Here is a 24,422-nt window from a genome sequence, read left to right as displayed (position 1 = left end):
AGAGTCAGGAATTAAATAACTAACTATAAAATACGAAAAAAGAGGCTAAGCACGATGCTTAACCTCAATTTTTTTACCTCAAAACATAACATACAGAAATTACTTATCTGCTTTGCGACGACGGATACCGAAGAAAGCGAGAATACCGCCGAGCGCAGCCATGATTGAGATACCAGCGTTATTTGACTCGTGCTGACCAGACTCAGGAAGGCCTTGCGCAGTACCACGAACTGGCTGTTGCGTCTGATCTACTGCAACTTCTGTCACTTGAGTCGTATGACCTTGAGCGTCTTGCTCAACCACTGTAACAATGTCGCCCGATTTCAAGTTCACATGCTCAGGCGTTGGTGCGTTCCAAGTGCCGTCTGGGTTCACAGTCGCGTGAGTTGTCGTACCGTCCGGATAAGTGACTGTGATCGTGTTGCCAGGTGTACCATGCTGACCTGTCACGCCATTATCGTGATGTGTCACTGGATTAACTGTCGGTGTGTTAGGCGTGTTTGGATTGTTTGGTGACTCTGGGCTATTAGGACTTGTTGGTGTACCCGGCGTACCATGTGTTGCTTCAGGCGTTGTCGGTGTACCTGGTGTTGGTTGATTTGGATTGTTAGGGTTTTGCGGATTCTGAGGGTTGTTTGGATTTGTTGGATTATTAGGATTCTGCGGATTCTGTGGATTGTTAGGGTTATTTGGATTAACCGGTTCGTTAGGATTGTTAGGATTTACCGGTGTGCCAGGGTCTGTTGGCGTACCAGGATTAGTTGGCTCACCTGGATTAGTCGGTTGACCAGGTTGTGTTGGGTCAGGCGGTGTACCGGGATTTGTCGGATCGCCAGGGTTAACTGGTTGAGTTGGATCAGGTGGTGTACCAGGGTTTGTCGGATCGCCAGGGTTAACCGGTTCTGTTGGATCAGTCGGCTCTCCTGGGTTGGTAGGTTCAGTCGGGTCAGTTGGCTGGTCAGGATTCGTTGGCACATCTGGCTCAGCACCTGAACCTTGCATGAAACGGCTGAGGTAGTTGTGATAGTCGTAAAAGTCTGATAAGCCGTTGCCTAATTGATTTTCAATAGTCGTTGTTTCAGTGATATTATCCGCATCTTCGTAAGCATCACTCTTCGTATTGATAATAAAGCCTTGTCCATCGAGATCGTAACCGAAATCAATAGTTGCTTCTGTGCCATCGTCATTATATTGAATATCGTATTGATCTGTAACATCCTCTAAATCTTCATAATTAGGCACATAACTGTCTACCATTTGATCTTTTGATGAAGATTTATAAATTTGTAGGTTACTAAGATTAGAACCTTGTGTAGAGATGGTCACGATAGAATGGTTCATTGGATGATAACCTTCGTTGAGATATGTTGTACGTGATTGATGCTTATGATCTTGACTACGTGAATCCCAGAATGAAGATACATAATCAGATTGATGTACGTAATCAAATTGAAGATTTGTAGAATATTTTTCACCAGCCACATCGATGTCGATCGGATAATCTTTGAAAGAATCGGTCGCATTTCTACGATTTGGGTAAGCTACGAAGTCAAAGCTACCTTTCACATCTTTATGTTGATCTACGAAATCTGTGAAAGTGTATTTCACTTTATTTGTGTCTGGATCGTACTTCGCAGTTGCGACAGTTTGTGAACCATTGTCATTATAAGACTTCAAATCCTCAGGAACGATAGGGTCTTCCAAACCAGTAGGGCGTACGTAATCGCCGTAATCTACGTAGAAGTAGTCACCAGATTTCACACTATTGTCTAGCTTGTAATTACCTTTGAATCTGAGATAACCGTTGTTACCGATTTCTACATTATCTTTATTGTCAGGATTGTTAGGGTTCACGCCAGAAAGATTGAGATCTGAGAAGTGCACGTTGTCACTGACGTCAGAACCGTCATCAGAACCGTCGTTATTTCCAGCTTCTTCTGTAGTTGGTTCGGCATCTCTAAAGCTTGTAGACTCGTTCTGATTTGTGGCAGAAGTTGTGCTGACAGGTGTCGCAAATAATGTAGTCGCATTTTTCTTATCTGAGTAGTCTTTAGCCGCACTTTCTAAAAATTTCTGTTGAATTGTAGCTTGGTCGTCTTTGTCGAAATCAATGTCGGAATTCTCAGCAATTTCATTAAGGTCAGATTCTGACATTTGGTTACCTGTTTGATCTTTGTAGTGATTCACTAAATCTGATTGATTGTGGATATTTGTAGTATCTTGTTGAGAATTTGTGTCGTCATTTGTTTGTGGCACTGAGAAAAAAGTGTCTTTATTGTGGTCGGAAGCTTGATTGTTATCGCCATCATCATTCGTAGATTGTTGTGAGTTTGGGTTTTGTGTAGCTTGAGTTGTATCTTGAGATGATGAAGCGGATGTATCTTTAGTTTCTTTATCATGTTTAGGTGATTGTTCTTGGGAAGATTGTGGTGCTTGTTGAGCTGATGAGTCAGTTTTGTTTTGAGCAGAATTTGAGTTGTTTTCGTCATTTTTTGAAGTAGATTGTTTCATGTTTGAATTTGTATATGTTGTGTCATTAGCGGATTGTGGTTGAGATGAGTTAGAATTTGAGTTTTGGTCATTATTGTTTTCTGCATTTGAGTTAGTAGAATCGTTAGTGTTTTCTGCTTTATTGTCAGTAGTTTGTTCAGAATTTGAAGGTTTGCTTTCTGAGTTTTGGTTATCATCAGCTTGCTTTGGTTGTTCTTGTGCTGATTTGTCGTTGTTTGTATTATCTTGGTCTGATGATTGATTTGAAGAAGTTTGGTCATTTGAAGATGTAGAAGTGTTAGTGTCTTGTTCGTTGTCAGGTGTTTGAGTATTGTCCTCATTTTGCGCTTCAGAATCCTGGTTGTCATTAGTGTCCTCGCTTTGAGTGTTGCCAGAATTTGAATTTTGCGCATTTTGAGTATGTGTCAGGGGAATATTGGGAAGTTTGATCTGAAGTGTCTTGTTCTGGTTGGTTTGATTGGTCATTGCCATTTACGGCATCTTCAGAATCTTGATTTCCGTTATCTTGAGAAGATTGTGTCGTCGTAGTTGTGTCGTCAGACTGCTGTCCTTGTTCTGCGGCATGTGCTTGTCCTGCACCAAAGAACAACGTTGCGCCTACAACGATACTTGCTGTTCCAAATGTGAATTTCCGTATGGAATAGTTATGCTTTTTATTCATAAATTGTGGTGAGTTTTTTCTCATAATCAAAGCCCCTTTCTTAAATATTATGTACCACCCTAGATGTAAGGCCACTATAGATAAAATGATTTCGAAATGAATGATTGCACAATCAATTTTAATTACATTTGTAAATCACAGTATTGTTATAAATATAGTGACCTTTTTAAGTTTTACCCGAATACATAATCGACTAACGATAAATAAGAGACTTTTTCTAATGCGTGCATAACTTAGTTAAGCGTAACTTAAATTAAAATGCTTATCTTTACATATACAATGGATATAAATATAATATAGTTACAAGCTACTTAGTGTAGTTTGGTATTTAATTAACTATCCCCAAGGAGTGGGACGTAAAGCATTAGTGTTTTAGCGTCTCATTCCGTCTTTATAGATTTAAATCAAATATTCCTCATTTTATCTTCTGAAATCACGATAACTGTAATGCACTTTCAAACCAGTCGAACGTTCATTTATTCGAAAACTGATAACTATCTTACTGCGATAGACCTCACATTATTTGATATAATGTACTACAAATCCAGAAAGTTAAAAGGGGTCACACTTTGAGTATTAAAAGCAAGATTATCAATTATCGTAATAATCGTGGTTTATATAAATATGTGAATATGCGCCGGCATAAGCGAATTAAGAAAAATTATGTACTCCTAGAATCGATGCATGGGGGTGCTGTTTCAGGACAGATATATTATTTAATTCCAGAAATTCAAGATATTCTCCGAAATAGTAAGATTTTTATTGTGTCACAAAATCCTGAGGAAGATGCGCAGTTTTTGAAAAAAAGAGGACTTTCTCATTTTAAGATAGTGAAGCATATGTCCTTACAATATTTCGAATTACTCGCAACTGCCCAGTATCTCATTAATGACACCACGTTTTATCCTTTTTTTAATAAAAGAGAAGGCCAGCAATATTTCATTATTTGGCATGGAACACCTTTGAAGAAAATGGGTAAGGATACGGCACATATTTTTGATTTAGCAAATGTGCAACGGAATTTTTACATGGCCGATCAAGTTATCGTCAGCAACGACTACTCGAAAGAAATTATGGCCGAAGCCTATAATCTCAATCACGTGTATAACGGTGACATGGTTGTCGGGCCAATGCCACGAAATAGTGTCTTTTACGAAAAGCAGTTGCGTGAAAGAATACGTCGCGACCTTGATATAGAGGATAAGAAAGTGCTGTGCTACATGCCTACGTGGCGCGGACAGATCGGTAACGTGAGTGATGCACGTCAGTTGGAAACAATGTTGTTGTACTTAAATCAATATTTAGATGCAGATACAGTACTATATGTGAAATTGCATCATCTCGTTAAACGTCAGCTAAAAATGAATTACAGTAATATTAAATTTGTGCCGGATACGTATGAAATTTATGAATTTCTTACTGCTACTGACGGGTTAATTACTGACTATTCTTCAGTCATGTTTGATTATTTGAATATGGATAAGCCGATTATTTTATATTTATATGACCTGACAGAATATCAGCGAGAGCGTGGACTTTATCAGTCTCCGTCAGACTATCCGTTTACAACAGCTTATACGTTATCAGAGTTAGCTGAGTCTATTACAAATTTAAATTCTGAGGCGCATTACACTGATATTAAGGATAAAATGGTTCCTTACGATAATCGACAAGGTGCAAGAGAAATTGCGCAATTAATGATAAATGGTAGTACTACAAAAAATATCAAAAGTTATCGTCTTGAGGACAAAAACACAATTATTGCCGTACATTTAGATTCTAATAATGTTGAAGAAGTACTGGGTAAAATGCAGTCGTTGGAAAGTACGAGTGCGCAATTTATACTTTATTTCGATAGAGAAACGATTTCTGTTGAACAATTCCCGCAATTGATGAGCATGCCGGACAACGTGACGTTCTATCCAACTTTAGGAAATATGAATGGTAATTTCTTAGATCGGTTAGTTATGAAGAAGTTACAGTTGAAAAAAGTTATGAAAAATAAGGTGCGCCGTCTAAAACACGAAGAAGAAGGACGATTGTTTGGCGATGTCGCTATTGATTGTTTCGTTACTTATGTAACTTCTGAAAATTCATCGCTGCTTCCAGCTGTAAATGATAGAGGTAAGACTGCGGTATGGCTTAGCGCTCACTTATCTCAAGTTCAAAGTAAGGCAATGTTGAATAAAATGGATTTGAGTAAGATAAATTATATCATTACTGATAATCAAGACTTAGCTAACCATTTTTCAAAAACAGCTCAACCTCAATTCATGACAGAAAGTGAGTTTCTGCGACAATTTTAAAATGAAAATCTGTGGTATCAGTGATGTGATAATGTGAATTTTAGATAACCATTATAATGATAGAAAGGCTTGCGTTGAACGCAGGCCTTTTTTACACGTCTAAGCTTCAGAAATTACCCAGCCATACGGGTCTGAAAGCGCAGTCCAATCAGCCTCGAGCTCATTACTATTCACTAAACAAGCATCGAGTTCCTGTTCAATTTGTTTTGGATTAAGATTTTGTCCAATAATGACAAATTGTGTCTTGCGATCACCATATTCGATGTCCCAATCTTCGGCTACGTCAGGGCGCTGTGCTAGGATAGCTTCTCGTTTTTCTGGTGCTAATCCTGCTACCCAATATGTGACAGGGTGGATGTTACAGGAAGAACCGGCTTGAGATAGCAGACAAGCGACATGATTATATTGGGCGAGCCACACAATGCCTTTAGAACGGACGATGGATTCATCTAGTTGTTCTAACCATTTATGAAATCTTTCAGCATGGAAGGGAAGCCTTCTTGAATAAACGAAAGAAGAAATTCCATATTCTTCGGTTTCTGGCGTATGTGTTTCATGGCCACCTTCAGTTAATTCTTTAATCCAGCCTGCAGAATTACTCGCTTTCTCAAAATCGAAACGTTGTGTTTCCAGAACTTCAGCTAATTCAACTTCAGCATTTACCGTTTTGATGATTTTAGCTTCAGGTTGAAGTTGTTTTAACACGCGTTCGAGCTTTTCTAATTCTTCAGGGGTAACGAGGTCAATTTTATTAATAACTAACACATCACAAAATTCCACCTGATCGATCAACAAATCTGCAATCGTGCGCTCATCTGTAGCGTCAGCACCTTGACCACGGTCTGTCAGCAAATCTTCAGAATGAATATCGTGTGTGAAGCGGTTCGCATCAACGACTGTGACCATGGTATCTAGCCTGCATATTGAAGTGAGGTCGATGCCCAGATCCTCGTCCACGTAAGAGAAAGTTTGAGCGACCGGCACAGGCTCGGAAATTCCTGTAGATTCAATCACTATGTAATCGATGTTGCCTTTCTGAACGAGGCGCTCGACTTCTTGAAGCAAATCATCACGCAAAGTACAGCAAATACAGCCATTGGAAAGCTCTACCAGTTTCTCATCTGTTCGAGAAAGACCGCCGCCATCCGCCACGAGATCCTTATCGATATTGACTTCACTCATATCATTTACAATAACTGCAATTCTGCGTCCATCACGATTATTCAAAATATGGTTCAATAACGTTGTCTTCCCAGAGCCAAGATAACCACTCAGAACTGTTACAGGTATTTTCGACATATTATTCCCTCCATGGTAAGTAAAAGTTTAGTTTTAGTTCTCTTTAGTAAAACGTAATTGTTACGATTTAAAATTGTACTAGAAATTTGGAGAAAATCAAGAGGGAGGGATGGCGGAATTGTTTTGTTGAAATAAAAAAACTCCAAAATTGAAGCTTTGCGCGTCCAACTTTCGGAGTTTAGTAGTTCTTTTCTTAAGTTTTAAATAGTTAATTTTTCTTCTTTTTCTTCGCATTAAGTGCTATAAAATAGCCGATAAGCGCAGCGAATACGATAAAACAAAATTTTAGCATAATAAGCATCCTTTTAATAATTTAAAATAATTCGAGTTGTTTTCTAGAAATTAACTCTTTTAAAAACCATCTCATATTTAAAATATATATTCAAAGTTTTATAAATTTATCTTTCTTCCTACACTCCCAACATCTCTCTGAACGTTTCATCAGAATATGACTTTCTGTATAAATTACGTTTCTGCATTTCTGGCACGATAAGGTTAACGAAATCTTCTAAACTGCCAGGAAGTGTGGGTGGCATTAAGTTGAAACCGTCTGCCACGCCTTCATCAACCCACGTTTCCATAGTATCGACAATTTCTTCAGGTGTACCAATTAATGTGAGATGACCGCCGCCTGCACTGAGGTAACCTAAGAGTTCGCGTACTGTGGGCTGTGTATCTTTGATAATCTCTAAGACTGTTTCGTATCTACCCACGGGGCCTTTGAACGCTTCAACTGGTGGCAGTTCTGGAACAGGGGCGTCTAATTCCCATTTTGAACAGTCTTGTTGGACAAAGAAACTGAGTTGTTTCAATGCTGAATCGATAGGCAATTGGTCGTCTAACGCTGCCTTTTTGGCTAGAGCTTCTTCATGTGTAGGTGCGACGTATGTGACGAGGCCTGGGAAGACTTTGATTTTAGCGTTGGGTCTATGACTTTCAGCGATAGCCTGATCTAGCTTACGACGATAGGTCTTAGCTTGATTCAAATTCCAAGAAACGGAGTACACTGCGTCTGCATATTTCGCTGCTAAAGCGATGCCTTGCTTAGAAGCTCCCGCTTGCATTGCGACAGGTTTGCCTTGTGGGCTTTGTGGTGTAGTGGATGGTCCATTTACTTGAAAATGTTTCCCTTGATGAGCGAACGAATGTATTTTCTGACTATCTACAATTTCTTGTTTTTTGCGATCAGGTGAAAATGCCTCAGAATTCCAAGAAGTGAAGAGTTGATTCATCACTTTCGCAAATTCGTCTGCTTTCGCATAACGCGCTTCTCTTTCTGGTAATTTAGGCATACTATGATTTTGCGCTTCTTGATCGGTCATTGAAGTGACGAGGTTCCAACCGACACGTCCTCCAGTAATATGGTCTAAACTCAAGAGCTGACGCGCCATGGTAAAGGGATTGCTGAATGTACTAGAAATTGTTGAAACGAGCCCCACATGCTTGGTAACTTGTGAAATCGCAGTTAAATTGATGAGCGGGTCATACCAGAATGCAGGTAGGGAACGATTGTCAGTAGGATTAAATGCTTGATTATCTGCGAAGAAGACTGCATCGAAATAGCCTTTCTCAGCAAGTTGTGCAAGGTGCTGGTAGTAAGTAATGGAACCGATTTGTTCGATAGATGAGTCCTTCATGAGCCACGCAGCCTGATGGTGACCACAACCCAATAGTAGGATACCAATATGTATATGTTTGTTTTGCATTTTACGAAACCGCCTTTACTAGATATTTTTAAAAATTGCACAAGGAACTGTTTTACAAAAATACAAAAGCTAAAGCTCGCTATTCTTAAAGAAACGAGCTTTAGCAACATTTCATTAATTCATCGTTAAACCGCCATCAACTGTAATATTCTGACCTGTAATGTTGGTCGCGTGTTCTGATGCTAGATGTGCCACCATGTTAGCCACATCTTGAGGTGTAGTGACTTGTCTGGTCGGCGTAGTTTGAGCGATTAAATCGAAGACTTCTGGCGTCGTAGCTGCACTCGCATCTGTCGTCTTCAACAAACCGCCAGACACGACGTTCGCAGTAATGCCGTGTTGACCCAATTCAGAAGCAAGATTACGAGTGAAGCCGATTAGACCCGCTTTGGCAGTCGTGTATTCGTGATAAGGCACCACCGGATTCTGATATAAATTAGTACCAATACTGATAATACTGCCGGATTGACTCTCCATAAATTGAGGAATGACACTTTGAGAAACATTAAATGCCGCTTTCAAAGTACCGTTAATTTGTTGTTGATAGTCTTCCCAATTGAGATCTTTAAATGACTTTTGCGCACTAGGGTCGAATTTGAAACCAACAAGCGCGTTGTTGACTACCACGTCAATTTGTCCAAAGTGCTCAGTGGCTTGTTTGACCATTGCTTCAACCTCTTCGCGTTCGGTGACGTCGGCTTGGATTGCGATGGCTTGGTGTTCGTATCCTTTAACCAGTGTTTCAGCCTCTTCTTTACTTTGATGATAGTTCACAACAACGTTGAATCCTTGTTTGAGTAGCGTTTTGGCGATTGTTGCTCCGAGTCCTCTGCTGCTTCCTGTTACTAATACTGTTCTTGTCATATTTAACACTCCCTAGTTCAATTTTTTGGCAAATAAAAATACACAACCTTCACGAGGAAAGTTGTGTAAATGACATAAACGAATCTATAAATAATCATAGTAAGCGTGATTAATTATTGTGAATCGGTACTACACTTTCCTCCGCTAGCGCAAACTAGATCAGGTTCAAAGGGTTTGGGCCAGGCCCATCTCAGTTCGATGACACCCCTAGTGTATGTATGAAGTTATACTCTAAATGTAAGGTTATTACATGTCAGAGTCAAGATTAATGAGTTTTGGTGAGAGGGTGAAAATGAAAAACTGTCACGATAATCGTTTGAAATTAAGAAATCTGTACATATTTTGTAAGAGAATATTTTGTCAAAACTCCTTTAAGGTTCGTGTTTTGAGTTCAAAAATTTTAAAATTTATCTCCTAATCAACTTTAGATTATGATACGTTATTAATAGATTATGGAAAAAATTGGGAGGGCTACCATGATTTATAAGTCGGAGAAAATGTTAAATATGATCGGTATAGGACTACAGATGTTGACTATATCGGTATTAATGCCGTATGCGTTATATAAGACGCGCATGCATATTTATATTAATAAGAAACTTGAAGGTGTTGCTGACCAAATGATTGGCTATCCGATTGAATCATCGGATCAAACTTTATTTTGGTTATGTATCCTAATGATAGTGAGTGTTATTACAATAATATTAGCTTTTGTTGCTGCTAAAAACTTTAAAAATAGACCCAAACTCACAATAACTTTGATGTTTATTTGTGCTATATTAAGTTTGGTGACGAGCTTGCCAGCTGTCGTAATTTGGATTATTGCTGGTATAAAGACGATAAATACATATAAAAGAAATGGTAGAAGTGAAATAGTGAGAGAGAATGAAACTTCAAAAATTAAGAAAATGGACGGATTTGAATTAGGATTACTTATAGCAAGTTTGTCTATTAGTATTCTTTGTATATTCATTTACGCGTTAGCATCCATCCCTTATGCAATGATTATAAATTCTGAGGCGCCCCGTACATTCCATAGCGACCCAAGTGTCATTGATGGTTATACTCAAACTATGATATACAAATCATTTTTATATACGAGTTTCATATACTCTGGAGTATTAGTTACAGTAATTGCGATAGTAGTGCTGATTATCTATTTAATTAAAAGTAAAAGCGTTAATTTCTTAAAAGCGAATTTATTTATTATACTTGGTTGTGCTAATTTAATATTTAACATTATTGCAGGCATGTTCTTACTTATAGTAGGAATTCTGTTATATAACAAAATGGGACAAAAACCAGAATATGATGAGAGTAATCGACGTGAAGAATTAGCACAGTAAAAAATAGCGAGATTCACTGGAATGGTGAGTCTCGCTATTTAATTTACTTCTCATTCTCATAAATTTCTTCATTAATGGTATTTTGCAGTGTATTAACTTGATTTAATCCTGCTTTCATTAAGATGAAAACTAATAGCCAACCGAGAACAATTAAAATAATGATTTTCAAGTTATAACTACCTAAAAATGTTATATTTACGTCCCAAATTGCGTGTAATATAACAGATGCGAAGAAGAAAAATAGAAATCTTGGATCTACAATGTTATTAAATTCGAATTTTACTTCGCTTTTAGCAATAACTACGGCAGCACCTACAATTGCCGCCCAAACAAGATGACTTCCAAGGCCTGTCCAAGCTCGTAGGATGATCATATTCATGAAATCACCTTGAGTAAATAAGCCAAATTTCAAAATATAACCTGCTGATTCGAAAACGGCAAAACCTGCTCCGATTGCCGCACCTATGAGTAATCCGTTAAGAATCTTATTTGTCTTACTCATGTTCACAATTATAATAATGATAATTGCTTTACCAAGTTCTTCTACGATACCTATAGAGATAGCATCAGTGAGCGTCATTAATCCAAATACTTCTGCCTCTTCGCTAAATGATACAAAGTTATAGAGGAAGAGTGTAACTAAAAGTGAGAATACGCCCCCAATAAAGAACCATTTCAGAACTTCGAAGATACTGATATTTTTAAAAGCGTTAGTCTCATAGAAAAAGAAGAGTCCTGATAAAGGTACAGTTAAGGCTCCAATAAATATAAGACCTGGAATGGCGTTCTCATTTTCAAATGATGTAGCCATAACCCATAATAATATAAATGTTATAGCCATTGCCGCAAATACTCGAGAAAATAGCCATGGGCGGCCCCATTCATTGGAAACATCTTTAAGGGCAGGCGTCGTTTCTTTAGTACCTGCAATAAAGATACGATCGGCTTCTTCTCGAGAGTGAGATTTAAATACTTCTGAGAACATATCGCGTAAATTGAGATTTAGACTTTCTTCATTTCCTGCCATTCTACCGATAGATTTCGTCGTATTGTTGAATAATTGTTTCGCTTCGTCCGCGAGACTCACGTTCTCTTTAGTTTGGTTTTCGAGAGATTCAGTATGTGAGAAATTAGTATTTGAAGCGGTCGCTAAGTTGAATCCGCACTGCATACAGAATTTGTCGTCTGGATTGACTTCTGCATGACAACTTGGACAATGAGGGACTGAAGTAGTTTGTGCTTCTTCAGAATATGTAGCACCGTCATTTTCTAAATTATTACCGCAATACATGCAGAATTTATCTTCAGGATTAACTTTTTGATTACATTTCGAACATTGCATGAGCATCCACCTTTGTTTTTTATGTATAGTCATATTTTAATTTATTATTAAAGGAATTGCTATATGATTTTTGGATTGGTTAAAAGGGGAAGCACATAATTTACGCATACTTAGAAAATAGATGTTTAGAATTTTTTAAATAAGTAATTAAATTCACGTTATTTCATGATAAACTATGTTTGAGCAAAGTCAGAAGGGAGTTTACATAAATATGAAATATACATCAGAACGTGTGTCATCTTGGATTGCTGTCGGATTAATGGGACTCGCATTATTAGGGTGCTTTCTAGGAACTATCTTTTTCGCAATTATGGGTAATCAAACGAAAGAAGGACTTATAGCTACAGATGCATTTAGTTATAGTGAAGCTGATGATTTTATTACTTTGTGGGGACCTATATCAGTTTTTTTCCTCATTTCATCTATTATTCTCATTATTTTTGGTATTATTGGTTCGATATGGATAGGCAAGAAGACGAAAGCAGCAGCGATTATGCTTTTGGTTATTGGTATTCTATCAATAGTCTTTAACTTTTGGCCAATCGGTCTGATTTGGATTATTGCTAGTATTAATCTTTTCCGCAAACATTCTAAAGAGCAACCTAGCCAAGGATCTCACCAAGGTACATATGATAGACAACAAGATTATACTAACGAGCAAGATAAACACTCTGATTTTCTAGAAGATGATGCTCGTCGTTATACGAAAGAAGTCAAAGATGATCCGTATAAGTATTAATAATTTGTAATGATATGTCACTCTACCCGCAGTCTAAACGAGCGATGGAAGAGTGACTTTTTCTATGTGTTAATTCTCTGTTTTTATTAAAAAAATAGGATTTATCACAAAAATATTTAAATTCACGTAAATTTTACAGAATCACCGATTAATTATACGCGTTTTTATGATAAAATATGGGCTAGAAAATAAGAAGGGAGATAACATAATTATGAAACGTACAGCAGAACGCGTGATTTCTTGGATAGGCGTAGGAATTACAGCACTCAGTTTCTTAGTAACTATCTATTGGATATTTAACTACATTGTTTTCGCTAGTAGTACTAAAGAAGCGCTAGTTGAATCAGGTTTATATAGTAATAGCGAAGCAGAAAATTATATTAGTGTTTGGTCAATTTTTTCAATTCTGTCATTCATCTTAGCTATTATCTTTCTTATTCTAAGCATCATGGCTGCGATTTGGATTGGCAAGAAGACGAAAGCTGCGGGAATTATTCTCCTTGTTAGTGGTATTATCAACTTCTTTTCTATTAACTTTGTAGCAGGAATACTTTGGATAATCGCAGGTATCATGCTATTAGTGAGAAAGCCTAAACAGCCGATTGATCAAGGCGCTTACCATAATTACAATAATAACCAACAAACACACACTAACAACCAAGATTTTATAGACAATGATTCACGTCGTTACACTGATGAAGTGAAAGACGATCCGTACAAGTATTAATAAGTGTTAATGATATGTCACCCAATTATCGAAATAGTGATAGTTGGGTGGTTTTTTATTTAAAGTATAAGCCATCTCCAATCCCGCCCTTATCTGTCTTAATAGAAATGTCAAATTTTCCTAACCTGCTTGTGTTGTAAAAGCAAGAAATCTTTATTATGATTAGAAATTGCGTGTGACAAGAACGATAACAATAATGAATATTTAGGACTTTTTAGCGAAAATCTAAAAGGTTCTTTTTGTTTTGTCCAGTATTTAAGAAATAAAAATTTTACTAAAGGAGATTGATTCTATAGTAGGAAGGGAGGACAAGTGAATATGAGTAAGAAAGCTATTCAAATTCACACTAAAAATATTATTTTCTGCTTGCTAGGTACGTTCCTCATTGGGGTGGGCGTCAATGCTTTTATCATCGCAGCAAACCTCGGTGAAGGCGGTACGGTCGGTATTTCCTTGAACCTCAAGTATACGCTCGGTCTTTCACCAGCGCTCACGTCATTCATCATCAACATCATTCTCATCGCAGTAGGTTGGAAGTACTTAAGCAAGACGACAGCGGTTTATACACTGATCACGGTGATTGCGAGTTCGGTTTGGTTAGCGCTCACTGAATCTTTCAATCTGCATCTACAGTCAGACTTTATTAACAGTATCTTCGGTGGTGCGTTTATCGGAATTGGTACAGGTTTCGTTATTTCAGCTCGCAGTACGCTTGGTGGTACGTCAGTCATCGCGAAGATTATCGATAAATATACGGAAGTGAAGACGTCGCAAGCGCTATTCGTCTTAGATACGCTCATTGTCCTCTCTTTCTTAATTACGATAGATATTGAGAATGTACTTTATACCATCGTTATGCTCTTTATTGTGGAAAAATGTATGGCATTTGTTATTGAAGGTTTCAATCCTAAGAAGGCCATAACCATCATTTCTGAGTATAATGGTGAAATTAGTGACCAAATTCATTATGAAACAGGCCGCGGATCTACGTTGCTTAACGGTGTAGGTGGCTACGAACGTCGACAAACGAACGTGCTTTACGTCGTTGTGCCTCAGAACCAACTGGCACGTATTAAAAAAATCGTCAATGCGCACGATTCCAATGCTTTCTTAGTTATCCACGATGTGCGGGACGTCTTAGGTAACGGATTTATGAAAATGCAGTAGATCGGATGTCTTAAAGTTGAAAAATAAAAGGGTACCCTAACCGAAAGTTGAAATTTAAGATGGTTAGGGTACGTTTTTTATCTAATAGCGTTGATTAACTAGGAAGGGCGTCTTCTTGATTGATATATTGAATCACTTTATCAATTTGTTCACTAAAGGTACCATCAAATTTGTGATCGAAGAAAGCGCTCCCTATCGTGAATGCCCAAGGATTCACACGCTTAATGAAATCAAGTTTGTCGTAGCTATCGATACTGCCTGCGACACAAACGGGTAAGTCGTTCTCTTCTACAAAAGCTTCAATAAGTGCTTCAGGTGTCGTCTCATGACGATAACCTAATAAATCAAAGCCACTCACACCTCGCTCTGATAAATCTTGAGCTTGTTCAATAATTTGTGTGATGTCGCCTTTCAATACGGAAGGTCGACCTACAACTTCTCCAGCGAATGGAAGGTAAGTGATGTGATTGGCTAAACAGAACGTGTTGACGGAGTCGAAATACGTCGTTCCCATGAGAATATCTGCGTCGCATGCTTTAGCAAGTTCCGCGCCCTCTAAACTGCTAGCTTCATCATATTCAACGACTTCCAAAACTGTGGTTTTACCACACGACTTCATGTAATTAAACAATTCCTTCATTTCAATTTCTGGTAAGCCTTTATCTTTAAATCCCCAATATTGTGCTGCAGTATCTTTGCATTCCTCGAAGATTTGATATGCGTTCTGAACTGTAAAGTCTTGATATGTAAGCATAACGATTAAATTACTATGATGCACGTTTCTCTCTCCCTTTGATGTGTAACTTCATAGACTATTGATTTTCTTATGTGGACAGTTTACACTTATAGAGTGAATATAACAATAGTTTTATTGTATTTTTTTATAAAATCTTTTTCAGTGAGGTATAAAAAACATGAATTTACTACGAAGATATATGCCTGACGCCTTGAGCGAGAGCGTTTATGATATCAATTACAACAATTTATACGATGTGGGTTACAGAGGACTCATCTTTGATATTGATGGCACATTAGTTCCACACGGAGCGGACACTACAGAGAAAGTAGATGCTTTGTTTACTGAAATACATAATATAGGCTTTAAAACATTATTATTATCAAATAATAGCGAGGAACGCATTAGTGAATTTAATCGTCATATCCAAACTCAATTTATTCCGATGGCAGATAAGCCAGATGTGAGAAATTTTCATAAAGCCGTTGAGCAACTCGACCTTTCTAAAGATCAAATCATCGTGATTGGCGACCAATTATTTACAGATATTGATGGCGCGAATAAATGTGGTTTAGCGAATATATTAGTGAAATTTTTGATGCATGAAGATGAGACGAAGATTGGTAAGAATCGTCGCGTAGAACAGCTTTTACTAAAGGTGGGTAAAATATTTAAAATTCAACAACGCTCGCCACTACAACATCAAATTAAGGAGACAGACATGACAGAACGTAAACCTCTAAGCGAAAGATATCCGAAACTTTATGATTTAGCAGTTAAAAAAGAAACAGCAAAACGTCATATTCAAGATTTGAAAGGGCGTAAAAAGTTTGCGCAACATCGACAAAAATTGAAGTTACCGAATGTGGTTCATACCGTTTCTTCATATTTGATTAAAAAAGGGCCAGGTATCGATCCTGTACTACAAACGAATAAAGCTGACAATATTGATTTAGCAGCTTCTAAAATTGATGGAATTGTCATTAATCCTGGAGAAGAATTCTCTTTTTGGAAACTCGTAGGAAAAATTAATAAGAAAAACGGCTATAAAGATGGCCGAGTTATAGTGAATAATCAAGTTCAGGCCGGCATGGGTGGCGGAATTTGTAATTTGGCTAATAATCTACATTTACTTGTAATTCATAGTCCACTTCAAATCACTGAATTCCATGCACATTCTGATGCGCTCGCGCCTGATCAAGGTGAGCGTAAACCATTTCAGAATGGGACGTCAGTTTCTTACAATTACGTGGACTATCGTTTTAAAAATCCAACTTCGCAGAAAATACAAATCTGCTTATGGATCGCTGATGAAACATTGTATGGTGAATTGAGAAGTGAAGAGGCCTTTCCTTGGAAATATCATTTAGAAGAAGAGAATCATCGCTTCGTGAAAGAGAACGGCAAATATTATCGTAAATCAAAAATCTATAAAGTGACTGAAGATGCGGCTACTTCTAAAGAAATTGACCGTGAACTCTTATTGGATAACCGTTCTGAAGTCATGTTTGATTATGACTTAATTCCAGAAGATCAGATTAAGAGTGAATAAGGAAGTGGGATTATCTCACACATTTAGATAAATAAAGGATAATTCAACTCGAAAAATAGAAAGCAGTGAGGTTGATGACTCAGTTATATGAAATTTATCTAGAAAATAATGAAACAGTCTTTACAGTTGGTAGTATAGTGGCTGAAACAGAGGAGTTATATATAGTTGAATCACTTGATGAAACAGGAAGATTGGACAGCTTTCAAGTGCGCCCAAAAGCTAAAGTTGGAAAGTTAGTCAGTTCATCGAAATATCTTGAATTAATGGAGTTTACTAATAACTATAATGTCGATAATGGGAACTATAATCCTTTAGGTTTGGAATTAAACTATGATGACTATAGTAGTTTAGAAGGTACCTTTCATCAAATGCGAAATTCAGAAGATATTTATACTATCGTTACAAGCACTCATGAAGAAGTGTTGGTTGGTAGTGTTAAAGATATTTTTGAAAAAGAGGTTATTATGAACGCGATAAACTTCGAAGATTTTACGCAAACAGAGGTCCCCATTGATAAAAATGAGATTATTGCTATCGATATTTTGAGTTATGAGAATGTGTTACTTCGAAAGTTTTTAAAAAGAAGTAGAAAAGTTGAATAGAGGTGGCTAAATGCCATATAGAGAAGCGGGACAGTTTAGCGTCTCGCTTTTTCTGTTTTCTTCATCAGTTTCACGAAGTTTCTCATAAACTAACACATTAAATCCGTTCTTAATGTTAACTTATATTTTTATTAGGTTTACAATTACCGATTTTCAATTTAAGATATAAATATCCTATTAAATTTTTAAAGTAACTGGTGAGAAAAATGAATATTTTTATTACAAGTACGAATACGGACATTGGTAAGACTTATATAACAGTGAATTTGTATCACTTTCTGAAAAATGAAGGGTACAACGTCACGATATTCAAACCTTTTCAAACTGAAGAAATGCCTGATGGAACCTATCCAGATTTAGAAATGTATAAGACAAAGTGTGGATTGAGCTACGAAACCACATCCCTGTATAAATTTAAAGATCCTATTTCTCCGCATTTGGCATTTAAGAGAGAACCGCATCAATTGTTTGATAGACAATTAATCATTGACCGTTCAGAAGAATTGGCCGCAAGACATGACATTGTGCTAATCGAAGGTGCGGGTGGTATAGCAGTTCCAATACATAACAGTGACAAAGAATGGTACATGACGGCTGATCTCATTAAGGATACTGGCGCTGATCACATTATTAGTGTCGTGCCTTCTAAACTAGGAGCAATTGGTGATATTGTTGTACATCAGCATTATTTAGAGTCGCAGAATTTACCATCCAACACACTTATCATGAATCGTCATTCAAATACTGATGTAGAACAGGACAATCTTTTAACAGTAAAAGATTTATTGCATAAAAATGTTGAAACTTTTCCAGAAAATGGGGCAGCCTCAGAAATTCCTAAATCAATACTAGATCACCTGAAAGGAGTTAAAAACGATGAATCTTCAAAAGCATGAGGATTTAGTTAATAAAAATTTAGAATATGTGTGGCATCCGTTCACGCAAATGGGAGTTTATTCAAAACACGACCCAATTATTATTGAAAAAGGGAAGGGTAGCTATCTCTATGATACGAAAGGAAATAAATATTTAGATGGCTATGCTTCGCTGTGGGTAAATGTGCACGGGCACAATGATAAGAAATTGAACAAAGCGATACATAAGCAGTTGGACAATATTGCGCACTCTACTTTGTTGGGGTCTTCAAATATTCCATCCATTGAGCTTGCTGAACAGCTCGTTCGTATCACGCCGGAAAGTCTGAAGAAGGTCTTCTATTCAGATACAGGAAGTGCAGCTGTTGAGATTGCGATTAAGATGGCTTATCAATATTGGAAAAATCTTGATCCAGTCAAATATGCGAAAAAGAATAAGTTTATTACGTTACATAATGGATACCACGGGGACACAATTGGTTCAGTAAGTGTAGGTGGTATCGATGCATTTCACAAGATTTTCAATGACTTGATTTTTGAAAATATCCAGGTTGATTGTCCGTCTTTCTATCATAGTGATTATGAATCTGAAGAGGAAATGGTGGAATCGATTCTCACGCATATTGATACGATTCTGCAAGAAAGAGCCGATGAGATTGTAGGTTTCGTCATGGAGCCGTTGATTCAAGGTGCGACGGGTCTGTTCGTTCATCCAGCCGGCTTTTTAAAAGGCGTCGAAAAACTTTGTCGTAAGCATAATATCTTATTAATCGTAGACGAAGTTGCGGTTGGTTTCGGTCGTACTGGACAAATGTTTGCGTGCTATCACGAAGATGTGAAACCAGATATCATGTGTCTAGGTAAGGCGATTACTGGAGGATATCTTCCGTTAGCTGCGACGCTCACTTCGCAAAAAATTTACGACGCTTTCCTCAGTAATTCACATGCTGAAAAGACATTTTTTCATGGTCATACGTATACAGGAAATCAAATTGTATGTGCCGTCGCTTTAGAAAATATTCGTCTCTTTGAGAAGCGAAAACTGTTAAAACAAATTCAACAAACTTCAGCTATCTTGAGTAAGAAATTACGAAAATTGAGTACGCATCCTAACGTGGGAGATGTGCGTGGCCGCGGTTTAATGTATGCCGTAGAGCTTGTGGAATCTAAAGAGACTAGCGAACCTCTCAATATTCCAACTGTCGAGCGTATCATTCACGAATGTAAAAAGCGTGGCTTAATGATACGCAATTTGGAAAATATTATTACCTTCGTTCCAATTTTAAGTATGAGCAAGAAAGAAGTTAAGAAAATGACGGATATCTTCACTGAAGTATTGTTAGAAGAATTAGGGCAGTACGAATTTTAGAAAAGTGAGCTTGATAAGATGGATATAACTCAAAAGTTGAGTCAATTGGAGGAACAACAGCGTTATAGAACTTTGAAAGAAGTACATCATATCGAAGGTAAACAGATTCGTTTGGGAGAACGTGAATATATGAATTTTACTTCGAATGATTACTTAGGATTAGCGCAATTGCCGTTAGATGTTGAGGATTTCTCAAATTTTGTAGAGCGGTACGGCACTAATTTGGCCAGCTCACGTCTCGTAAGTGGAAACTCGGTGTTATATACAGAAATTGAACAATTACTGAGTCAGCACTTCAATTTTGAAGAAGCGGTTATTACGAATAGCGGTTATGATGCGAACTTAGCGTTGTTTAATACTTTTAAAGGTGAAGAGGTGGTCGTATTCTCAGATAGTGAGAATCACGCGAGTATTATTGATGGGCTGAAACTGAGTCGTATTTCCAAGGAACTATATCATCATTTAGATTATCAAGATTTAGCACGACGGCTATCGGCCTATCCAGATACTACGAAATTGATCGTAACAGATAGTGTATTTTCCACTAATGGCGATATTGCAGATATTGAATATTTGGTAAAGCTCAAACGGCAATTTCCTAATACTTGGCTGATTGTCGATGATTCGCATGGGCTTGGGTTAGATTACTTTGATGATTATCAGAATATAGATGTAATCACTGCCAGTTTGTCTAAAAGCGTAGGTGCACACGGTGGCGTTATACTGTGTAGTCAGCTGTTTAAAGAACTACTTGTGAACACTGGCCGCGCATTAATTTATTCTAGCGGTATGCCTACGTCGAACCTTTACTTTATTTTAAGAAATACTCAAGCTCTGTTGAACGAACCATATAGAAATCAGCATTTAAAGCAGTTAAGTCTTTACTTTAATACAAAGTTATACGCTTGTTTAGGTAAAAAGTGCGACTTACTGACACCGATTAAAAGTATTGAATTTAACGATCATGATGAAGCAGAAAATTATTACCAAGCTTTAATGGGAGCTGGAATACTGGTGAGTTATTTTCGTTATCCAACAGTGAGTCGTCCGACTTTGCGCTTTTCGTTAACCTATTATCATCAAAAATCAGATATCGATCGATTATTTCAAATCATTTTAAAACAGAAAGAAGATGAAGAAACAGATGTTTAGTGTGAAGATGCGTGCGAGCCAAGATAATGAACATATTAGTGGTGCGGAAACGATATGTGAAGAGCATGATATTGAGACGGCAATACAGCATTTCTTTAGAAAAGGGTTCAATCATCAAAATGGGAAAAGTGATTTCCTGAATCTGAAAATAGAACAGGTGAAGGAGCCTCTGATTCAACTTTCTGCTCTTCAAATTATTGATGAACAACACGTTGATTTAATGAAATTATGTACAGAAAATGGCATAACAAAGCAAGCACTTGAACGAGGTTTAGATTACATACATGACGACACACGGTATACAGGTGCGCTTATTCTTTCGACGCAAACGGGGGAACGTCTAGATCAGACCGGTAAACGTGGCGTGCGTGCTACTCGCTTTTGTTTCAATAATACTCGTGAATATATTCAGTTGAAAGAACGCGTCCAAGATTCACTATCTCTAGCGACGATTCTCACACATCATGACGCCGTACATGGAGAGTTGTGTGTTTCAGATGATATGCATTATACGACCGGTTACTTCGCGACGAAAAGGTCAGGGTATCATCGATTATATAACGTTAAAGAAGATAATAGTCGTGCTGGTGGACGTATCGTTTTCGTTGAGGACAGTCTAAATATTGAAGACTATACAGAATTTCTAGAATTAGTGCCGAAACAGGTGAATTATTAGAGCTGACCGATGAATTTTAGAAGTTTAAGACTGCGGGTGTAGTAGGAAAACTAAATTTTGTGTTAGAAGATGTATAAGTACATAAACATTGATAAATAAGTAAATTTGAAGCGGAACGAAGCAAGCTCATAAAAAAGTGGGCTTGTTTTCTTTATTGATAAATTATAAGTTGAATAGAGGAAAAAGATAATCTTATAAAATTTGGTGGTGTTATTATTAAATACAGTAGTTTCAGTAGACGAAGGCTATGGGCATTTATACTAGTAACGCTAGTACTACTTACTATTGCCTTTTATATTTCTGGAATCATTGGAGGAAATGGTGACTTAAAGATAATTATAGCTGGTAGTTTCTTGACTATTGGTGTTTTAGTTGTACTTTTTTATTGTTCGAAAGTTTATAAAGGTATACCTACTCTAATTGGATTAGGAAAAGTGAGGGATCTGAAAAAGTTCTTCATTGGTTTATCTATACCTGTAATATTATTTGTCCTTACTTTATTAATTGGTTTAGCTACAGGACTGATAAAAGATGTTCAATTGAAATTAGATAGCGTGATTTGGATAGGATTTTTAATTAACATCTTAGGTACTTTTCTTTTTGAAGCATTTCCAGAAGAAGTGATGTTCAGAGGCTTTATATTAACTGAATTAAAGAAAAAATATAAATTTGTTAGTTCGTTAGTTTTACATACTATTATCTTCTGTGCAGTAGCAGTATTTGCGGCACTTCTTAGTGGTTTGTTAGCAAATGATATTAGCTTTAATATATTAAGAAATATACCTCAATATATATTATTTGTGATTGCTTTACATCTCTATAAAGCATACACTCAATCAATATGGGTGACGATGTTTTTCCATCTGTTCCATTTAGAAATCGCTAAGTACGTACTAATACCTAACAATTTATCTATTTTATCTTTTGATGAAATGTATACGTACGTATTTGAAGGAATAGGAATGTGGGTATTTTATCTTGGTAGTATCGTTATTTTAGGTATATTATTAACCATCGATCGTTATAGATGCAAAAACAAGTGAGACGAATTCTAATTTTCGTCTCACTTTTTCTACCTAATTAAAAGTAACATCTCCGGAATCGTTATCAATACTAATGACATGCGTTCCGTTTCCAATTCGACCATTTTTCAGTTCGTTTCTTTCTATATTAACGTCTCCAGAATCGTTTTTGGAGTTTATTCTAGTGTCTTTGAGCGCTTTATCATAACTGAAGTTAACATCACCGCTGTCATTTTTAATATCCATTGGGATGTCTATAGGTGTGTTTGAAACATTAATACCTCCAGAGTCGTTATCAAAATGACCTTTCTTGAACTTAGATTTCTCTATATTCATACCTCCGGAATCATTATTAGCTGAAAGTTTGCCTAAGTTACTATTTTTAACTGTTATATCTCCGGAGTCATTATTAAGTGTAGTATTCTCACTATCTAAATCAGTAATTATTGTGTCTAAAGAGTATGAGTTTAACTTAGTATTTTTAAGTTGATGTGGTACAGTGACTTCAATCGTATTTTCGTTATTATTAAAAATATTGAAAGAAATGATCTTCTTCTTCATACTATTTGAGATGTTTAAAGTACCTTTATTATTATCCGCTTTAGCATTCACCTTATCTTTAGGGCCGATGATTTTCACGTGAAACTTTTCGCCTTTTTTAATTTTTACATCTCCAGAACCACTTTCGATATTTAAATTTTTAACTTCGCCTTCTACATTTTTATCTACTAAAGTAGAACTTTTAGTGTGCTTTGCCTCTTCTCTCATATCTTTTATCCCCAGAATTCCAAACACGACGGCGAGGATGAACCCGACTACAAAGACGATACCTAATATCTTTCTCATGCTGAAGCACTTCCTTTCACGACATGAATGTTCCATTTAAGATATTTGATGAATAGTATGCTGAGCCATTTGACAGCTACGATCAGTACGACGATGAGCATCATTAACACGCCGATGCTTGCGATGGTGATGTAGATGTCGCCGTGCTCGACAGGCCCATATTCAGGATTCACTGCTTTGACGATTAAAAAGACTGGGAACATGAGTAGGGTGATGCCGATAGCTACGAGTCCGACTAAAATCATTAGTAAGAAGAATGCTGGGATGAACACGATAAAGAAGTTGAGTAAACTTAAGCCCATGACCGCAAGAATCGCCTTGCCTATATTCTTAGAACCGCCTTCTGATTTCGCGCTTTCCACTGCTAATGTCGCATTCAACTCACGGGCGAGTTGCTTCGGATTGCCGAGTTCTCGTGCGATTTCTTCTTCAGATTTACCGTCTTCCTGACCACTAATGAAATGCGTTTCATATTCAGCTAGCACATCTTGGCGGTCTTCTTTAGAGACGTGTTTCAGATGCTTATCCAACTGCTTCAAATATTCATTTTTAGTCATTGATCTCACTCTCCTCTAAAAATAAATCAATTGCTTCAGTGAAACTGTGCCATTCGTCGAGTAACGTAGCTAACCGCGCCTGGCCGCTTTCAGTGATACTGTAGTATTTGCGCGCTGGACCTTCTGTAGATGGTTTAAAATACGTCGTCAGATAATCATCTTTAACAAGACGGCGCAATAATGGATAAACTGTGCCCTCTGAGATACTAATTCTTGGTGTGATGCGTTGCACTAAGGAATAACCATATTGATCTTCGCCCTGAATGATCAACAAGACGATGAATTCCAAAGCACCTTTCTTAAATTGTATGTTCAATATTTAGACCTCCACATCATTCAGTATTAAACCTGTCTCTTATACACATCT

22 protein-coding genes and 1 riboswitch are annotated in these 24,422 nt (G+C 37.1%); of the genes, 12 read left to right on the top strand and 10 right to left on the bottom strand.

Annotated elements, in window-relative coordinates; genetic code table 11:
- Positions 1–99: 99 nt before the first annotated feature.
- Both CD126_RS12330 and CD126_RS12390 read right to left on the bottom strand, forming a co-directional pair.
- Positions 100–2,976, bottom strand: a complete 2,877-nt coding sequence (locus tag CD126_RS12330; RefSeq protein ID WP_198465116.1) for an Ig-like domain-containing protein — start codon at positions 2,974–2,976, stop codon at positions 100–102.
- The gene (locus CD126_RS12390; protein ID WP_103370373.1) at positions 2,858–3,196 is read right to left on the bottom strand and encodes a YSIRK-type signal peptide-containing protein; all 339 of its coding nucleotides are present in this window, start codon (positions 3,194–3,196) and stop codon (positions 2,858–2,860) included. Before CD126_RS12390 ends, CD126_RS12330 begins: the two co-directional genes overlap by 119 nt.
- A 545-nt stretch (positions 3,197–3,741) precedes the next feature.
- Between CD126_RS12390 and CD126_RS09260 the strand changes: the two genes are divergently transcribed.
- Positions 3,742–5,478 (top strand): CDP-glycerol glycerophosphotransferase family protein, encoded by a 1,737-nt coding sequence (locus tag CD126_RS09260; protein ID WP_103370372.1) that lies wholly within the window; start codon positions 3,742–3,744, stop codon positions 5,476–5,478.
- A gap of 99 nt (positions 5,479–5,577) precedes the next feature.
- On the opposite strand, the gene CD126_RS09255 is transcribed toward CD126_RS09260, so the two are convergent.
- The 3 genes from CD126_RS09255 to CD126_RS09245 form a co-directional block, all read right to left on the bottom strand.
- Complete coding sequence (locus CD126_RS09255) at positions 5,578–6,777, bottom strand: GTP-binding protein (protein WP_103370371.1); 1,200 nt, start codon at positions 6,775–6,777, stop codon at positions 5,578–5,580.
- 410 nt (positions 6,778–7,187) lie between these two features.
- Positions 7,188–8,483 (bottom strand): LLM class flavin-dependent oxidoreductase, encoded by a 1,296-nt coding sequence (locus tag CD126_RS09250; protein WP_103370370.1) that lies wholly within the window; start codon positions 8,481–8,483, stop codon positions 7,188–7,190.
- 114 nt (positions 8,484–8,597) lie between these two features.
- Positions 8,598–9,347: a 3-oxoacyl-ACP reductase gene (locus CD126_RS09245; protein WP_049407399.1), complete on the bottom strand. Its 750-nt coding sequence runs from the start codon at positions 9,345–9,347 to the stop codon at positions 8,598–8,600.
- A gap of 119 nt (positions 9,348–9,466) precedes the next feature.
- A riboswitch (TPP riboswitch) is annotated at positions 9,467–9,566 on the bottom strand.
- Positions 9,567–9,823: 257 nt separating this feature from the next.
- Here CD126_RS09245 and CD126_RS09240 point away from each other — a divergent pair.
- Positions 9,824–10,693: a DUF4064 domain-containing protein gene (locus tag CD126_RS09240; protein ID WP_049407401.1), complete on the top strand. Its 870-nt coding sequence runs from the start codon at positions 9,824–9,826 to the stop codon at positions 10,691–10,693.
- Positions 10,694–10,736: 43 nt separating this feature from the next.
- On the opposite strand, the gene CD126_RS09235 is transcribed toward CD126_RS09240, so the two are convergent.
- Entirely contained in the window at positions 10,737–12,035 is a 1,299-nt protein-coding gene (locus CD126_RS09235) for a PrsW family glutamic-type intramembrane protease (RefSeq protein WP_049407403.1), read from the bottom strand.
- 211 nt (positions 12,036–12,246) lie between these two features.
- On the opposite strand from CD126_RS09235, the gene CD126_RS09230 reads away from it, so the two are divergent.
- The 3 genes from CD126_RS09230 to CD126_RS09220 all read left to right on the top strand — a co-directional run bounded on the left by CD126_RS09230 (position 12,247) and on the right by CD126_RS09220 (position 14,668).
- The gene (locus tag CD126_RS09230) at positions 12,247–12,774 is read left to right on the top strand and encodes a DUF4064 domain-containing protein (protein WP_049407405.1); all 528 of its coding nucleotides are present in this window, start codon (positions 12,247–12,249) and stop codon (positions 12,772–12,774) included.
- A 211-nt stretch (positions 12,775–12,985) separates the two neighbouring features.
- The gene (locus CD126_RS09225; RefSeq protein ID WP_049407407.1) at positions 12,986–13,501 is read left to right on the top strand and encodes a DUF4064 domain-containing protein; all 516 of its coding nucleotides are present in this window, start codon (positions 12,986–12,988) and stop codon (positions 13,499–13,501) included.
- Positions 13,502–13,819: 318 nt separating this feature from the next.
- A complete protein-coding gene (locus CD126_RS09220; protein WP_049407409.1) occupies positions 13,820–14,668 on the top strand; it encodes a YitT family protein in 849 nt (282 codons plus the stop codon).
- Between the two features lie 94 nt (positions 14,669–14,762).
- Here the strand turns inward: CD126_RS09220 and CD126_RS09215 are convergent, their stop codons facing one another.
- A complete protein-coding gene (locus CD126_RS09215) occupies positions 14,763–15,446 on the bottom strand; it encodes a hypothetical protein (RefSeq protein WP_049407411.1) in 684 nt (227 codons plus the stop codon).
- Positions 15,447–15,582: 136 nt separating this feature from the next.
- Here CD126_RS09215 and CD126_RS09210 point away from each other — a divergent pair, with 136 nt between their 5' ends.
- The 7 genes from CD126_RS09210 (at position 15,583) to CD126_RS09180 (ending at position 22,673) form a co-directional block, all read left to right on the top strand.
- Complete coding sequence (locus tag CD126_RS09210; protein WP_232620130.1) at positions 15,583–16,956, top strand: YqeG family HAD IIIA-type phosphatase; 1,374 nt, start codon at positions 15,583–15,585, stop codon at positions 16,954–16,956.
- A gap of 74 nt (positions 16,957–17,030) precedes the next feature.
- Positions 17,031–17,558, top strand: a complete 528-nt coding sequence (locus CD126_RS09205) for a hypothetical protein (protein ID WP_049407414.1) — start codon at positions 17,031–17,033, stop codon at positions 17,556–17,558.
- 206 nt (positions 17,559–17,764) lie between these two features.
- Positions 17,765–18,454: a dethiobiotin synthase gene (bioD, locus tag CD126_RS09200; RefSeq protein ID WP_049407416.1), complete on the top strand. Its 690-nt coding sequence runs from the start codon at positions 17,765–17,767 to the stop codon at positions 18,452–18,454.
- Complete coding sequence (gene bioA / locus CD126_RS09195) at positions 18,435–19,802, top strand: adenosylmethionine--8-amino-7-oxononanoate transaminase (protein WP_049407417.1); 1,368 nt, start codon at positions 18,435–18,437, stop codon at positions 19,800–19,802. The genes bioD and bioA overlap by 20 nt, the downstream gene beginning before the upstream one ends.
- Positions 19,803–19,820: 18 nt before the next feature.
- Positions 19,821–20,954, top strand: a complete 1,134-nt coding sequence (locus CD126_RS09190; RefSeq protein WP_103370369.1) for an aminotransferase class I/II-fold pyridoxal phosphate-dependent enzyme — start codon at positions 19,821–19,823, stop codon at positions 20,952–20,954.
- Positions 20,947–21,630 carry a 6-carboxyhexanoate--CoA ligase gene (locus CD126_RS09185; protein ID WP_049407422.1) on the top strand — a complete coding sequence of 228 codons (684 nt, stop codon included), beginning with the start codon at positions 20,947–20,949 and terminating at the stop codon, positions 21,628–21,630. The genes CD126_RS09190 and CD126_RS09185 overlap by 8 nt, the downstream gene beginning before the upstream one ends.
- Before the next feature lie 353 nt (positions 21,631–21,983).
- Positions 21,984–22,673 carry a CPBP family intramembrane glutamic endopeptidase gene (locus tag CD126_RS09180; protein WP_169931265.1) on the top strand — a complete coding sequence of 230 codons (690 nt, stop codon included), beginning with the start codon at positions 21,984–21,986 and terminating at the stop codon, positions 22,671–22,673.
- Between the two features lie 33 nt (positions 22,674–22,706).
- On the opposite strand, the gene CD126_RS09175 is transcribed toward CD126_RS09180, so the two are convergent.
- The 3 genes from CD126_RS09175 to CD126_RS09165 are packed head-to-tail and all read right to left on the bottom strand — an operon-like array spanning position 22,707 to position 24,371.
- Positions 22,707–23,498: a DUF4097 family beta strand repeat-containing protein gene (locus CD126_RS09175; RefSeq protein WP_049407426.1), complete on the bottom strand. Its 792-nt coding sequence runs from the start codon at positions 23,496–23,498 to the stop codon at positions 22,707–22,709.
- Positions 23,495–24,055 carry an HAAS signaling domain-containing protein gene (locus CD126_RS09170; protein ID WP_049407427.1) on the bottom strand — a complete coding sequence of 187 codons (561 nt, stop codon included), beginning with the start codon at positions 24,053–24,055 and terminating at the stop codon, positions 23,495–23,497. Before CD126_RS09170 ends, CD126_RS09175 begins: the two co-directional genes overlap by 4 nt.
- Positions 24,048–24,371: a PadR family transcriptional regulator gene (locus tag CD126_RS09165; RefSeq protein WP_049407429.1), complete on the bottom strand. Its 324-nt coding sequence runs from the start codon at positions 24,369–24,371 to the stop codon at positions 24,048–24,050. Before CD126_RS09165 ends, CD126_RS09170 begins: the two co-directional genes overlap by 8 nt.
- Positions 24,372–24,422: the final 51 nt, after the last annotated feature.

Source organism: Staphylococcus pettenkoferi, from assembly GCF_002902685.1.
Lineage (GTDB): Bacteria > Bacillota > Bacilli > Staphylococcales > Staphylococcaceae > Staphylococcus > Staphylococcus pettenkoferi.
This window is presented reverse-complemented; position numbering and strand designations above follow the sequence as displayed.